Origin of the sequence: Frigoribacterium sp. CFBP 8754 (assembly GCF_014841815.1) — a bacterium.
GTDB classification, from domain to species: Bacteria; Actinomycetota; Actinomycetes; order Actinomycetales; family Microbacteriaceae; genus Frigoribacterium; species Frigoribacterium endophyticum.
Map to the genome: position 1 here is coordinate 306310 of NZ_JACYUO010000002.1, position 13977 is coordinate 320286.

A 13977-nucleotide genomic window follows, 5' to 3' on the forward strand; every position below is an offset into this window, starting at 1 on the left:
GCGCAGCGGCGGACCGGGAGGCGTCGGCCGGAACCCAGGCTGTTCCTGCGGCCAGCAGCTAGCGTAGTCAGCATGACTGATGAACCGCAGCGCGGCCCGGAGGACGAGTTCCGAGAGATGCTGCGCCAGTTCCTGGCGGGCGGCTCCGACATCGATCCGTCGAAGCTCGCGGGCGCGGCGGGGCTCCCGTCCGACCCGGCATTCGTCGCCCGGCTGATGAGCCAGCTGCAGGACGCCGTGAGCCGCAGCGGCGACGGCATCGACTGGAGCGTCGCCACCCAGCAGGCGACCGCCGTCGGCACGGCCTCCGCCGTCGCCGCCGACCCGACCGCCACCGCGGCCCTCGAGCAGGCCTTCACCCTCGCGGCCCTCTGGCTCGACGAGGTCACGTACGTGGCCGAGCTCACCGTCCCCCCGAAGCTCGTGAGCCGCGCCGAGTGGGCGCGCCTGACCATGCCGGTCTGGACGCAGCTGGCCGAGCCGGTCGCCGAGTCCATCGCCGACTCCCTCACCCGCGTGCTCTCCGAGCAGGCCCCCGACGAGATGCAGTCGCTCCTGGCCGGGGCGGGCCAGGTCATGCGCAGCGTGGGTGGCACCCTGTTCGCGCTCCAGCTCGGCCAGGTCGTCGGCCAGCTCTCGACCGAGGTCGTCTCGGGCGGCGACGTCGGCATCCCCCTGCTCGACGACCAGCAGGCCGCGATCGTGCCGCAGAACGTCGACGCCTTCGGCGAGGGCCTCGACATCGAGCGCGACCAGGTGCAGCTGTACCTGGCCGTCCGCGAGCTCGCGCACGCCCGGCTGTTCCGGCACGCGCGCTGGCTCCGCCTCCACCTCATCTCGTCCATCCGCGAGTTCGCCCAGGGCATCCGCATCGACACGAGCCGACTCGAGGAGCTCGCGGTCGACTTCGACCCCGAGTCGCCCGAGCAGCTGCAGGACGCCCTCGCGAGCGGAGCGCTGATCCCCCCGAAGACCGACGAGCAGCTGGCCGCCCTGGCCCGCCTCGAGACGACGCTCGCCCTCATCGAGGGCTGGGTCGACGTCGTCACCGCCGAGGCGACCGCGCGCCTGCCGAAGGCCGGCGCGATCGCCGAGACCGTCCGCCGTCGCCGTGCGGCCGGCGGGCCCGCCGAGTCCGCGTTCTCGACGCTCGTCGGCCTGGAGCTCCGCCCGCGACGCCTCCGCGAGGCGGCGGCGATGTGGTCGGCCGTCAGCGCCGCGGTCGGGGCCGAGCAGCGCGACGCGCTGTGGGCCCACCCCGACATCGTCCCGACCGACGCCGACATCGACGACCCCCAGGCCCTCGTGGCGCGGCTGACCGCGTCCGAGCCCGCCTTCGACGACGTCGATCAGGCCATCGCCGACCTCCTGGCCGACACGGGCGACGACCGTCCCCGCGAGTCCACGGACGGCAGCGCGGTCGAGTCCGGGGCCGACGCCGCCGACGCGACCGACGCCGACGCCGACGTCGAGACCGACCGAGACGACGACGGCTCCCCCGACGGCGGTCCCTCCCCCGCTCGCTGACCGCGGGCCCGCCCGGGCGGGCCTGTGGACAACGCGGGGCGGCCGTTCCCGCTGCAGCAAACTCGGGGCGTGCCCGCTCCTCGCCCCCTCCGCCTGCCCGACCACGTCCCCGTGCTGTGGCGCGACCCCGACACCCTCCAGATCGGGGTCGAGCGGGCCCTGGTCGTGCTCCGCGGCGTGAGCAGGCTCGAGGAGGCGGTGGTCGCCGCCCTCGTGGCAGGTCGCGGCGACGGCGGGGTCACCGCGCTCGCCGCTCAGCTCGGCGCCGATGCCGGGTCCGTCGCCGCCGCCGTGCAGCGGCTCGAGCCGGCCCTGCTCGCCGACGGCCCCCGCCCGGCCGCTCCGCTCGTGCGCCTCGCGGGGGCGGGGCCCCTCGCCGACGCCGTCGGGCGGCTCGCCCAGGCGGAGGGCCTCGGGGTGCTGCGGGTCGACGCCGAGAGCGTCGCGGGCTCCCCCGGCGACCCGCGGAGCGCCTCCTCGGTGCCTGCCGGCCTGGGCCTGGTCGTCTCGGGCCTCGTCTCCGACCCGTGCGTGACGGCTGAGTGGGTCCGCCACGACGTCGTCCACCTGGTCGTGCGCTCGGGCGACCGCTCGGTGCGGGTGGGGCCGGTCGTCGTGCCGGGCGTGACGGCGTGCGTCCGGTGCCTGCACCTGCACGACGGCGAGGCCGACCCGGCGTGGCCCGCCCTCGCCGGTCAGCTCGTGACGGCCCCGCCGACGCCCCTGTCGTCGCTGGTGGTGCACGAGGCGGCCGCGGCGGCGGTGCGGCGACTGCTCGCCGTGGCCGAGCACGGAGCCGGCGACGACGCGGCGGCCGTCGACCGCCTCGACCGGGCGAGCGGCGAGGTCACGCGCTCGTGGACGACGCCGCGTCGCGACTGCGGGTGCGGAGCTCCTCCAGGAACCGGCTCGGTCGACGCTCGCCGCCCCGGCCCTGGCCCGCCGCGCCCCACGACAGCCGGAGGCGCTCCCGGGCCCGCGTGACGCCCACGTAGAGCAGTCGCCGCTCCTCGTCGATCGCCTCGAGCCCCTGCGCGTAGCTGATCGGCACGAGGCCCTCGCTGAGGCCCACGAGGTAGACGCTCCGCCACTCGAGCCCCTTCGCCGAGTGCAGGGTCGCGAGGGTGACGGCGGCCATCGTCGGCTCGTGCTGCCCCTGCTGACGGGCGAAGAGCTCGTCGACGAACTGCCGCAGCGTGGTGTCGGGGGGCGAGGCCTCGGCGAGCCCCATCAGGGCGTTCAGCGACTCCCAGCGGTCACGCACGGCGCCCCGCTGCTCGGGCGCCTCCTGCGTCCACCCCAGCGAGCGCAGCACGTCGCTGACCGTCTTGAACAGCGGCTCGCCCACGATGCTGACGGCCGCTCCCTTGAGCATCATCAGCGCCTCCTTGACCTCGCGCAGCTCGAAGAACCGCGTCGCGCCCTGGACCCGCGTCGAGACGCCCACGTCGGAGAGGGCGCGCTCGAGCGCCGCCGCCTGGACGTTGACGCGGTAGAGCACCGCGATCTCCTCCGGCGCGACGCCCGACGCGATCTCGTCGGCGATCGTCTGGGCCACGCCCCGCGCCTCCGCCATGTCGGTCGGGTACTGCGTCACCGGAGGCACCGGCCCGGTCGTCTCGACCGCGGGGTGCAGGTGGAGGGCGCCGGGCCGGCCGCGCATGAGCTGGTTGGCGGTGTCGACGATCTGGCGCGACGAGCGGTAGTTCTGCTCGAGGCGCACCACCGTCGCGTCGTCGTACCGGGAGCCGAACCCCAGGAGGTAGTCGGCGGAGGCCCCGGCGAACGAGTAGATGGTCTGGCTGGCGTCGCCGACGACGCAGAGGTCGTTGCGGTCGCCGAGCCACAGCTCGAGGAGGTGCTGCTGCAGGGGCGAGACGTCCTGGTACTCGTCGACGACGAAGAAGCGGTACTGCTCGCGGACCTGCTGCGCGACCCGGGGCTCGAGCTCGAGCATGCCGACCGTGGCCAGCAGGACGTCCTCGAAGTCGAGCTGGCGCCGTTCGTCCTTGATGTCCTCGTAGGCGGCGTGCAGGTCGAGCGCCGCCTCGACCGACACCGACTGCGGCAGCGAGCGCGAGGGCACCTTCAGCGCGTACTCGTCCATCGTGAGCCGGGAGACCTTGCGCCACTCGATCTCGCCGGCCATGTCGCGCAGCGAGGCGGTGTCGAGCTTGAGCCGCAGCCGCTCGGCGGCGTGCGCCAGCAGCTTGCCCTTGCCGTCGAGGAGGCGCGGCATCTGCCCGCCCATGGTCTGCGGCCAGAAGTACGACAGCTGCGAGAGGGCGGAGGCGTGGAAGGTGCGCGCCGAGACGCCCCCCGCGCCGAGGTGGCGCAGCCGCCCGCGGAGCTCGGCCGCCGCGCGGGAGGTGAAGGTGAGGGCCATCACGCGGTTGGGGGCGTACACGCCGGTCGCGACGCCGTAGGCGATGCGGTGCGTGATGGCGCGGGTCTTGCCGGTGCCCGCCCCCGCGAGGAGGCAGACCGGCCCGAGCAGCCGACGGGCCGCCTCGCGCTGCTGCTCGTCGAGCCCGGCGATGAGCTCAGCGGCCTCGGTCACTGGTCGAGCTCGCCGCCGAACCAGTCTTCGATGATGGCGCGGGCGATCGACGTGCGGCCCGGCAGGAGGACGTCGCCGAGGCTCGCCGCGAGCTCGTCGCGACTGAACCAGCGCAGGTCGAGGATCTCGGCGCCGTCGGGCTCGAGCACCCCCGGGTCGGCGGCGTCGACGACGGCCCGGAAGCCGAGCATCAGGCTCGCGGGGAAAGGCCAGGGCTGCGACCCGAGGTACTGCGGGTCGACGACCTTCACCCCGCTCTCCTCGAAGACCTCGCGCTGCACGGCCTGCTCGAGGGACTCGCCGGGCTCGACGAACCCCGCGAGGAGCGACCACCGGTTGGACTCCCACAGGGCGTTCGAGCCGAGCAGCAGCCGGTCGTCGGCGTCGGTGACGCCGACGATGATCGCGGGGTCGGTGCGCGGGAACACCTCGTGGCCGTCGTCGGGGTCGCGCCGGACCCAGCCGGCCTTGTCGCTGACGAGCTCGCGGCCGGTGCGCGGGGCGAAGCGGTGCGAGTCGTGCCAGTTGGCGAGGGCGACGGCCTCGACGGCCAGGCCCACGTCGCGGGCGCTGAGCGTCGAGCCCGTGGCCCGCGGGCTGCTCCACGCGTCGTCGTCGGGCTCGAGGGCGGCCGCCTGGTCGTCGTCGAGCAGCGCCGCCACGACGGGGGTGCCGACGGGCTCGGCGGCTGCCGGGTCGAGCGACCGGCCGAGGTAGAGGTGGTCGCGAGCCTGGCCGAGGGCGGCGGGCTCGAGCAGGGCCAGCGCCGACGGCGTCGCCATCAGGGTCCGGCCGCGCCAGACGGGCAGCACCCTCGTGTCGGCGGACGACAGCAGCTCGGCGACCACGCCCGGACGCTCGCGGGTGAGGTAGTCACGGTCGACCTGCTGCCGGGACAGCGGGAGGCGGGGCGTGAGCGGCGAGGACATCGGACGACCAATCATCGCGAGTTGACAGCGTGGCGCGCGGAGTGGCACCGGGCGCGGCGGCCTACCCTGAGGGCATGGCCAGATCTCATCTCACTCTAGCCGCGTTGGCCACGGCCGCCGTCGCCGAGCTCGACGTCGTGACGGCGTCGCCGCACGGCTCCTCCCAGGGCGGCGACTACGACTCCGCGGTCGTGGGCAGCAGCGACGGCGAGCAGCTGATCGTGCGGGTGCCGCGCAGCCAGCGCGCCGAGGCCACCCAGTCCGCCGACCTCGTCGCGCTCCGCGCCCTGAGCGCCGGGGTCCGCGGCCGCCTCCCCTTCGCCGTCCCGCAGTACCGGGGCCAGGCGCCGATCGGCCGCACGCGCGGCATCGTCTACGACTTCGTGTCCGGGCGCCACCTCCGCAGCAACGAGGTCACCTCCGGCTCCGGCCTGCCCACCGCCCTGGGCCGCGGCATCGCCGCGATCCACTCGCTCCCCACGAGCTTCGTCACCGACGCCGGGCTCACGAGCCACACGCCCTTCGAGGCGATGCGGTCGTCGGCGGCCCTCGTCGACCGGGCCGCCTCGACGCGGCTGCTCCCCGCCGCGCTGCTGGAGCGGTGGGAGGCGGCGATCCAGGACAGCGTGCTCTGGCAGTTCCAGCCCACGGTCGTCAACGCCTCGCTCGAGGCGTCGTCGGTGCTCGTCGTCGACGACGCCGTCAGCGGGGTGCTCGGCTGGCACGACCTCCAGGTGGGCGACCCGGCACGCGACCTCGCCTGGCTGCTCGGCGCCCCCGGGCGCGAGGCGATCGACTCCGCCTTCGACGCCTACAACGCCGCCCGCGGCACCAGCGACCACCAGCTGCGCCACCGGGCCACGCTGTACCGCGAGCTCGACCTCGCCAAGTGGCTGCTGCACGGCACGAGCACGAAGAGCACCGCGGTCGTCGACGACGCCGTGGGCATGATGACCGACCTCGTCGACCGGCTGCAGGCCAGCATCGGCGCCGGCGGCACGGCCGCCCTCGACCTCGACGGCGTCGAGGAGCTGCTCGCCTCGACGGAGCGCCGGCACTCCTAGGCCGCCCCTAGGTCGCGGCCGACGTCGGACGCCCGGCCTCGACCGCCTCCCAGAGGGCGACCAGCTCGGCCCGGTCGGCCACGTGCCGCGGCTCGACGACCACGTCGTCGGCGACGAAGTAGAAGACCGCGTCGATGCTCTCGGCCGGCACCCCCCGGAAGCTCGCCCAGGCCTCGCGGTACAGGGCGAGCTGCAGCTGCCGGAGCTCGAGGTCGGCGGCGTCGACGGGCGCGGCGCCCGTCTTCCAGTCGACGACCTGCCAGCGCCCGTCGCGCTCGAAGACGGCGTCGATCTTGCAGATGACGGTGCGGCGACCGAGCGGCAGGTGCACCTCGAGCTCAACCTCGACCGGCTCGACGCCCGCCCACGGCGAGCGCTCGAACGTGCGCTGCAGCTCGACGAGGCGCCGCGCGTCGTCGGGGTCGACCAGGCCCGCCGTGCCGCCGACGCGCTCGTCGTCGAGGTCGATCTCGGTGGCCCAGGCGTCGAGGACCTCCGCTCGCCCCGTCGGCCGGTACCGCTCCTCCACCCACTCGTGGAAGAGGGTGCCGAGCCGGGTCGCCCGGTAGGGCCTCTCGGGCAGGGGGCGGCGCAGCGACGCCGCGACCGCGGCCGGGTCGCTGACGTAGTCCTTGAAGCGCGAGGCGGGGATGCGCTGCGGGAGGTCGATCGACCCCGCCCGCTCGCGGATGGCGTCGCGCTCGCGGAGCAGGAGGTCGATGTCGGCCGACCACGGTCCGTCGACGACGTCGGGGCGGTCGGGCTCGACCGCGCGGGCGGCGAGCTCGCGGCCGACCCGGGCCGCCGCGCCCTCGACGGCGGCCCGTCGCGGGCCGAGCGGGTCGATCGGCCAGGCGAGCTCCCGGGTCGTGTCGGCCAGGGGGTTCTCGTCGTCGTCGGGCAGCTCGGGCAGCGCGCCCGGGGGCAGGACCCCCGCGTCGACCAGCTCGCGCAGGTAGCGGCTCGCCGCCCGGGGCTTGACCGTGGTCGACCAGAACGACCCGCTCAGCAGCACGGCGTCGCGGGCCCGAGTGAGGGCCACGTAGGCGAGGCGCCTCTCCTCGGCGAGGTGCCGCTCGACGAGCTCGGCCCGGAACGCGGCGAGGCCCTGGTCGAACTCCTTCTGGTCGTCGACGCCCCGCCAGGCGAGCTGCGGCAGCTCGGCGGCGTCGCCGCGGAACTCGAACGGCAGCTCGCCGAAGCCGAGCCAGCCGACGCCTTCCCGCGAGGTGCCGGGCAGCTCCCCCTCGACGAGCCGCGGCACGGCCACGACGTCCCACTCGAGGCCCTTGGAGCCGTGGACCGTCAGCAGCTGCACGGTGCCGGGCTCGCCGTCCTCCGAGCGCGGACCCATGTCGTCGCGTCGCTCGGCCGCCGCGAGCCAGGAGAGGAAGCCCCCGAGGGTCGCCGACTCGTCGGTGGCCACGTAGCCGGCCAGCTCGTCCTCCAGCGCCTGCAGCCAGGCTCCGCCGTGCCCCTGGCCGGTCGCGGCGCCGACCTCGACGTCGAGGAGCATCTCCTGCTGCACCAGGGTCACCAGGTCGACCAGGTCGAGACCGACGCGGCCGCGGAGGAAGGCGAGCTGCGAGCCGAGGCGCCGGAGACGCGCGAGCCCCTCGGGGCTGAAGTCGGCGAGCTGGCGGTGGCCCTCGGGAGCGGTCGTCACGAAGTCGAGCGCGTCGACGATCGAGCCGTGCTCGCCCACGGCGACCGAGGCTCGGAAGCCCGCCGCGACGTCGTCGCCGAGCTGCTGCTGCGCGTGGTCGTGGGAGAAGAGCCACGACGACACCGACCGCAGCACGGCGATGTCGTGCAGCCCGACGCGCCACCGCGCACCCGCCATCAGCCGGATCAGCTCGGAGCCCGCCGCGGGGTCGTGGAGAACGCGCAGGCACGACACCAGGTCGACGACCTCGGGCCGCTGCAGCAGGCCCCCGACGCCGAGCACGTGGTACGGGACGCCGCGGGCGGCGAGCGCCTCGACGAACGCCGGCACGGTCTTCTTCGACCGGAAGAGGATCGCCGCCGTCCGCGGCTCGGCACCCCCGTGCCAGGCCGGGTCGAGCTCCCGCTGGAGCCAGTGGGCCACGCGGTCCGCCTCGGCGGGCAGCGTCTGCTCGAAGACGACCTCGACCCGGCCCTCGGGCGCCGCGGGGCGCGGGCTGAGCTCGGCGACGGCGCCCTCGGCCGCCGCGGCCAGCTCGGCGACGACGGCGTTGGCCGCGTCGAGCACCCGCGAGGCGTTCCGCCAGCTCGTCGACAGGCTGTAGAGAGCGCCCGGCGCGGCCCCGAAGTCGACCGGGAACCGCCCCAGGTTGGCGGCGGAGGCGCCGCGGAAGCCGTAGATCGACTGGTGCGGGTCGCCGACCGCCATCACGCCCGTGCCGCCGAAGAGGCGCGAGAGGAGGGTCGTCTGCACCACGCTGGTGTCCTGGTACTCGTCGAGCAGCACCACCCGGAAGCGTGCGCGCAGCTCGGTCACCACGTCGGGCGCCGTCTCGCAGACCTCGAGCGCGAGCGCGACCTGGTCGGAGTACTCCACGAAGCCGCGGCGCGCCTTCTCGTCCGAGAAGGCGCTCGCCAGCTCGAGCAGCGGAGGGAGGGCGGCGACGGCCGCCACGGCGTCGACCACCGACTTGTACGGCGTGCCCTTCGTCGACGGCAGGCCCGCGAGGTCGAGGAACCGCTCGGCGAGGTCGGCCACGTCGGCCGAGTCGGCGACGTTCTCGCTCAGCGCGTGGCTGAGCCTGAGGACGGCCTCGGTGAGCGAGTCGACGCTGCGGCCGAGCCCGGCGAGGCGGTCGTCGGTGCTGGCGACGACCAGCGAGCGCGCCAGCTGCCAGGACGACGCCTCGCCGAGCACCTGGGCCTCGCTCTCGCGCCCGACCCGGAGGGCGTTGTCGCGGAAGATGCCGTTCGCGAAGGCGTTGTAGGTCGACACGGTCGGGGCGTCGAACGGGTCGACGTCGTCGCCGAGCAGCCCCGCGGCCGAGAGCTGCTGCACGCGGCGCTCGATCCGTTCGCCGAGCTCGCCCGCGGCCTTCCGGGTGAAGGTGAGGCCGAGCACCTCGGAGACCCCGACCAGGCCGTTGGCGAGCAGCCAGACGACGCGGTTCGCCATGGTCTCGGTCTTGCCGCTGCCGGCGCCCGCCACCACGAGGGCCGGCTCGAGGGGCGCCTCGATGACGGCCTGCTGCTCAGCCGTGGGGCGGGGCAGGCCGAGCACCTCGGCGATCTCGACGGCCGAGCGGAGACCCCGTGCGGGGGCGGCCGGGGATCCCGTCGTCGGGGGCGGGGCGGCGACGCTCACGAGCTGACCTCCCCGACGACGTGGATGCGGCAGGTGCCGCCGTTGCGCCCCTCGCAGTGCTCGTCGAGCCGGGCCACGAACACGCGCCCGGCCATGCCCTCCGCGGCGTCGGTCACCCGGTCGCGGAAGCCCTGGAGGGTCTCGGCGTCGAACGGCGCCTGGGCGGGCTCGCGGTACAGCTTGCCGCGCACCCCCGACGAGACGATGACGAGCTTCGCGCCCCCGGGTGCCGTGCCCTCGGGCACCTCCTCGATCGCCCCGTCGGCGAGCGCGACCTGGTAGCTGCCGAGCTGGGGGTGCTCCGCCACGGCGCGCGGCGAGGTGGGCACGGCTCGACCGGTCTTGAGGTCGACGATGACGGCCGCGCCCTGGGCGGTGCGCTCGACGCGGTCGATCGCCCCGCGGAGCCGGGCCGGGCCGATGTCGAGGGTGAACGACGACTCGGCGGCGAGCAGCTCCGCCCCGGAGGCCTCGAAGTCGCGCAGGTACGACGACAGGCTCTCGGTCATCTGCCGCGCTCGTCTCTTCTCGGCCTCGGCGATCCACGGCGACTCGAACTCGAGCTCGCCCCAGCGCTCCTCGACCGCAGCCCAGAGCGACTCGACGTCGGTCGCCGTGGCGTGCTCCATCACGTCGTGCAGCACCGTGCCGAGGCCCATCGCCGCGCTCGGGGCGGAGCCGCCGAAGCGGTCGACGAACCAGTGCAGGGGGCACTCCTCGAACGAGCCGAGCTGCGACGGCGAGACGGGCACGTGTGTCTCGGGCACCGCGAGGTCGACGAGCGGGGCCGTCGTCGTGGGCTCGGCCAGGCCGTACCACTGCCCGGGGTGGGCCCCCGCGACGCCGGCCTCGGCGAGCTGGGCGAGCCCCCGGGCCGCCGTGTCGCCGCGGACGCCCCTCGGCGTCGTCACGAGCGCGTGGCGCAGGTGGCCCACGAGCCCCCGCAGCGACAGCGGGTGACCGCCGGAGGCGCGGGGCACGTCGGCGGGCAGCAGGCGGGAGAAGACGGACGGCCCCTCGGCGTCGTCGGCCGTCCACGACACGACGACCTGGCGGCGCGCCCGCGACACCGTCAGCGCGAACATGCGGAGCTCGTCGCTGAGGACGCCGGCGCGCGCGTCGGTCGGTGCGGCCGGGGCGGGGCCGTCCAGCTCGCCCGCGCGCAGCCGCTCGGCGGCGTCGACGAGCTCGTCGGGCCCGAGGAGGGCGCCCCGCACGCGGAGGTTCGGCCAGACGCCCTCCTGCACCCGGGCCGCGACGACCACGTCGACCTCGACGCCCACGGCGGAGGCGGGGGTGCAGACGAGGACGGAGTCGGCCGAGGCCTGGGGCGACAGGGTGTCCTCCGGCACCTCCGCGTCGAGCAGGGCGTCGAGGAACCCCACGGCGGGCGCCTCGGGCGTGCGCTCGACGTACCGCTTGGCGGCGGTGAAGAGGGCGACGACGCCGTCGAGGTGGCGGTCGGCCTCGGCGGCGACGATGCCGCGCCCGGCCGACCGGGTCGACCACTCGGTCGCGAGGCCGCTGCGCTCCCACAGCCCCCAGAGGACCTCCTCGATGCTCGCGCCCTCGTCGGCCGCCCGCCGGGCGGCGTCGAGGCTGGCTGCGACCCGGCCGGCCCGGGCGGCCGGCCTCGAGTCGATCGTCACGAAGCGCCCGGGGGCGCCGAGGGCCTCCGCCAGCAGGGCGTCGGCCGATCGCGTGCCGCCGCCCGCGAGCTCCTCCGCCCGGAGGGCGAGGCGGAGGCGCCGGAGCGAGAGGGGGTCGAACCCGCCGAGCGGGCCGAGCAGCAGGTCGGCGGCCACGTCGGCCGTGAGCGGGTCACGACCGACCGCCACCGAGGCGGCGAGGAGGAGGTGCCGAGCCCCGTGCTCGTCGCGCACGGCCCGGCCCGCCACCGGGGTCCGTGTGGGCACCTCGGCGAGCTGGAGGCTGCGCGCGACCGAGGTCACCTGCCCGCCGCTGCGGACGACGACCATCATGCGCGCCCAGGGGACGCCGCGCAGGAGGTGGTGCTCGCGGAGCAGCCGGGCCACGCCCGACACCTCGTGAGCAGGGCTGTCGGCCTGCACGGTGACCACCGGCGGCACGTCGCGCCAGGGCCCCTCGTCCGCCGTCGGACCGGCGGCGTCGGCCGCGTGCTGCCGCCCGGCGGCGGCCGTGCCGATGCGGGCCGTGACCCGGCCGACGAACTCGCGCAGGGCGTCGTCGTGCCGGTGCACCCGGGTCAGCCAGAGGGTCTCGACCTGGTCGAGGCCGAGCCGCGGCGCGAGACGGCCGAGCACGTCGGGGCTGCCGCCGCGGAACGCCGTCGTGGCGAGGTCGGGGTCGCCGAGGGCGACGACCGCGACGCCGCGCCGCACCAGGGCGCGGAGGAGGGCGACGGTCGACCGGGTGGCCTCCTGGGCGTCGTCGACGAGCACGACGCGGAGGCCGTCGACGGCGGGGGCCGTCTCGCCGCGGTCGAGGGCCGCCACGGCGAAGTCGACGAGCTCGGCCGAGTCGAGGCGGCGGCCGGCCAGGCCGTCGACGACCGCGTGGTACTCGTCGGCGAAGTCGGCGACGGCCCGCCAGGCGGGCCGGTCGAGCCGGTCGCCCAGCAGGCGGAGGTCGTCGCCCGACAGTCCCTGCTCGGTGGTGCGCATCAGGACCTCGCGCAGCTCGGTGCGGAAGCCGCGGAGCGCCCGCACGCGCGGGCCGAGCTCGTCGGGCCAGGCCGGCCCGCCGCCGTCGGCGAGGTGCCCCTCCAGCACGGCACGGACGATGCTGTCCTGGTCGCCGCCGGTGAGCAGCGTCGGCGGCACCTGCCCCGCGAGGCGCGCGGAGTGGCCGACGACGTCGAAGGCGAGGGAGGCGACGGTGCGCGCCAGGGGGCCCGGCGTCGGCACCTCGACGCGCGCGGCCAGGACGTCGCGGAGGCGCGTGGCCGTCGTGCGGGTCGGCGACAGCGCCAGCACGGAGCCGGGGGCCCAGCCCCGCCGCTGCAGGCGATCGACGACGAACTCGACGAGCGTGGTCGTCTTGCCGCTGCCCGGGGCGCCGATGACCGCGGCGGACGCCCCGTCGGCCAGCTCGAGCACGGCGCGCTGGGACGCGTCGAGCTCGACGACGCGCGCTGCGCGCTCGTCGTCGGTCACCGGTCGGAACGCCGTCGCCACCATGGGGTCGACGCTACCGGCCGCCACCGACGGAGCGCGTCGGTCGGGCTGCTTGCGCCCACAGTGAACGGGCACGCCCGACCCGGCGCCGTCGGATATCGTGACGTCGTGGACATCAGAATCGGCATCGCCAACAGCCCCCGTGAGATCAGCTTCGAGACGTCGCAGAGCGCCTCCGACGTCGAGGCCGTCGTCGCCCAGGCCCTCGACGGCGGCAAGTCGTACGTCACCCTCTCCGACTCGAAGGGCAAGACCTACCTCGTCCCGACCGCGTCGCTCTCGTACGTCGAGGTCGGCTCGGAGGAGAGCCGTCGGGTCGGCTTCGTCGGCTGACCCCGTGGAGCTCCTCTTCGTCTGCCTCGGCGGCGCCCTGATCGGCTTCGTGCTGCACGCCGCCCTGCCCGCGCGCGACACGCGCGGCGTGCTGCTCGTGCCCGGCGTCGCGACGGTCGTCGCCGCCGTGGCGTGGGAGCTCCTCCTGCAGCTGGGCTGGCGGGCCGACGGCGGCTGGATCTGGGTCGTCTCGCTCGCCCTCCCGGCGGTCGCCGGGGTGCTCGTCGCCCGGGGCCTCGTCGCCCGGCGGCGCCGAGCCGACTCCGAGCTCTACGAGCGGGTGGTCGCGGGCGCCTGACGGGCGGACCACGGCCGCGCCCGGGCGGTACGGCCGTTCTGTGCCCTGGCTGACGGGGCGTCGTGCGGTCAGGCCGTGAGGCCGAGCGCGTCCATCCGGCGCGTGTGCGCGGCGATGAGCTCGGTGAAGACCGGCTCGAGGCGCTCGTCGTCGGCCGAGACGTGCGCGGCGTCGATCGCGGCGCGGGCCACGAGCAGGGTGTCGCCGACCAGCCGTCGGCCCCAGAGCGCCAGCCGCGAGGCCAGGGCGGGGTCGTCGCCGATGGCCCGGGAGAGCTCGTCGACGATGACGGCCTGGTCGTCGCCGGCCTCGAGCACGCGCACGATGCGGTCGCGGGGGTCGCCGTCGAGGCCCGCCGCGAGCCGGACGAAGACGTCGTTGAGCAGGCCGGCTCCGACGTACGCGCCGAGCACGGCCTCCGACCAGTCGGTGCCCTCGATGCGTCGGCCGAAGTCGTCGACGGCCGCGACGTGCGGCTCCATCAGCTCGGTCGGGTCGTCGCCGCGACGACGGATCTCGGCCACGAGCCCGCGGTGACGGTCGAGGGTGCTGCCGGCGACGTGGCCGGTGACCTCCCGGGCGCGGACGCTCGGGGCGACGGCGGACGCCCGGGCCAGCGACTCGAAGAGCGCGAGCTGGAGGTACGCGGCCTGGCCCAGGTAGACGGCGAGGTCGGGCGTGAAGTCGCCGAGCTCGACCCGGTTGACGGCGACCGGACGCGACGCGGGTCGCGGCCACTGGAGGGTCGGGACGCCGCGCTGTGACCTACGGCCCATCCATGACACCACGCCGTCATCC

At 75.7% G+C, this 13977-nt stretch carries 9 protein-coding genes; 4 read left to right on the forward strand and 5 right to left on the reverse strand.

The window, feature by feature from the left end; all coding sequences use genetic code 11:
- The first annotated feature begins 72 nt into the window (after positions 1 to 72).
- Positions 73 to 1527: a zinc-dependent metalloprotease gene (locus IFT72_RS07965; protein ID WP_192046086.1), complete on the forward strand. Its 1455-nt coding sequence runs from the start codon at positions 73 to 75 to the stop codon at positions 1525 to 1527.
- Between the two features lie 847 nt (positions 1528 to 2374).
- On the opposite strand, the gene IFT72_RS07970 is transcribed toward IFT72_RS07965, so the two are convergent.
- Positions 2375 to 4087 carry an ATP-dependent helicase gene (locus IFT72_RS07970; protein WP_082514526.1) on the reverse strand — a complete coding sequence of 571 codons (1713 nt, stop codon included), beginning with the start codon at positions 4085 to 4087 and terminating at the stop codon, positions 2375 to 2377.
- The gene (gene nudC / locus IFT72_RS07975; protein ID WP_056056538.1) at positions 4084 to 5016 is read right to left on the reverse strand and encodes an NAD(+) diphosphatase; all 933 of its coding nucleotides are present in this window, start codon (positions 5014 to 5016) and stop codon (positions 4084 to 4086) included. The genes IFT72_RS07970 and nudC overlap by 4 nt, the downstream gene beginning before the upstream one ends.
- 74 nt (positions 5017 to 5090) lie before the next feature.
- Between nudC and IFT72_RS07980 the strand changes: the two genes are divergently transcribed.
- Positions 5091 to 6080 carry a phosphotransferase gene (locus IFT72_RS07980; RefSeq protein WP_192046087.1) on the forward strand — a complete coding sequence of 330 codons (990 nt, stop codon included), beginning with the start codon at positions 5091 to 5093 and terminating at the stop codon, positions 6078 to 6080.
- A gap of 7 nt (positions 6081 to 6087) precedes the next feature.
- Here IFT72_RS07980 and IFT72_RS07985 read toward each other — a convergent pair whose 3' ends face one another.
- Together IFT72_RS07985 and IFT72_RS07990 are read right to left on the reverse strand one after the other, a co-directional pair.
- Complete coding sequence (locus IFT72_RS07985; protein WP_192046088.1) at positions 6088 to 9390, reverse strand: UvrD-helicase domain-containing protein; 3303 nt, start codon at positions 9388 to 9390, stop codon at positions 6088 to 6090.
- Positions 9387 to 12551 carry a UrvD/REP family ATP-dependent DNA helicase gene (locus IFT72_RS07990; RefSeq protein ID WP_192046089.1) on the reverse strand — a complete coding sequence of 1055 codons (3165 nt, stop codon included), beginning with the start codon at positions 12549 to 12551 and terminating at the stop codon, positions 9387 to 9389. The genes IFT72_RS07985 and IFT72_RS07990 overlap by 4 nt, the downstream gene beginning before the upstream one ends.
- A 105-nt stretch (positions 12552 to 12656) precedes the next feature.
- Here IFT72_RS07990 and IFT72_RS07995 point away from each other — a divergent pair, with 105 nt between their 5' ends.
- A complete protein-coding gene (locus tag IFT72_RS07995; protein ID WP_167259742.1) occupies positions 12657 to 12881 on the forward strand; it encodes a DUF3107 domain-containing protein in 225 nt (74 codons plus the stop codon).
- Between the two features lie 4 nt (positions 12882 to 12885).
- Positions 12886 to 13179, forward strand: coding sequence for a hypothetical protein (locus IFT72_RS08000; RefSeq protein WP_056056542.1), 294 nt, complete (start codon positions 12886 to 12888; stop codon positions 13177 to 13179).
- A 68-nt stretch (positions 13180 to 13247) separates the two neighbouring features.
- Here the strand turns inward: IFT72_RS08000 and IFT72_RS08005 are convergent, their stop codons facing one another.
- Positions 13248 to 13967: a ferritin-like fold-containing protein gene (locus IFT72_RS08005; RefSeq protein ID WP_371741217.1), complete on the reverse strand. Its 720-nt coding sequence runs from the start codon at positions 13965 to 13967 to the stop codon at positions 13248 to 13250.
- Positions 13968 to 13977: the final 10 nt, after the last annotated feature.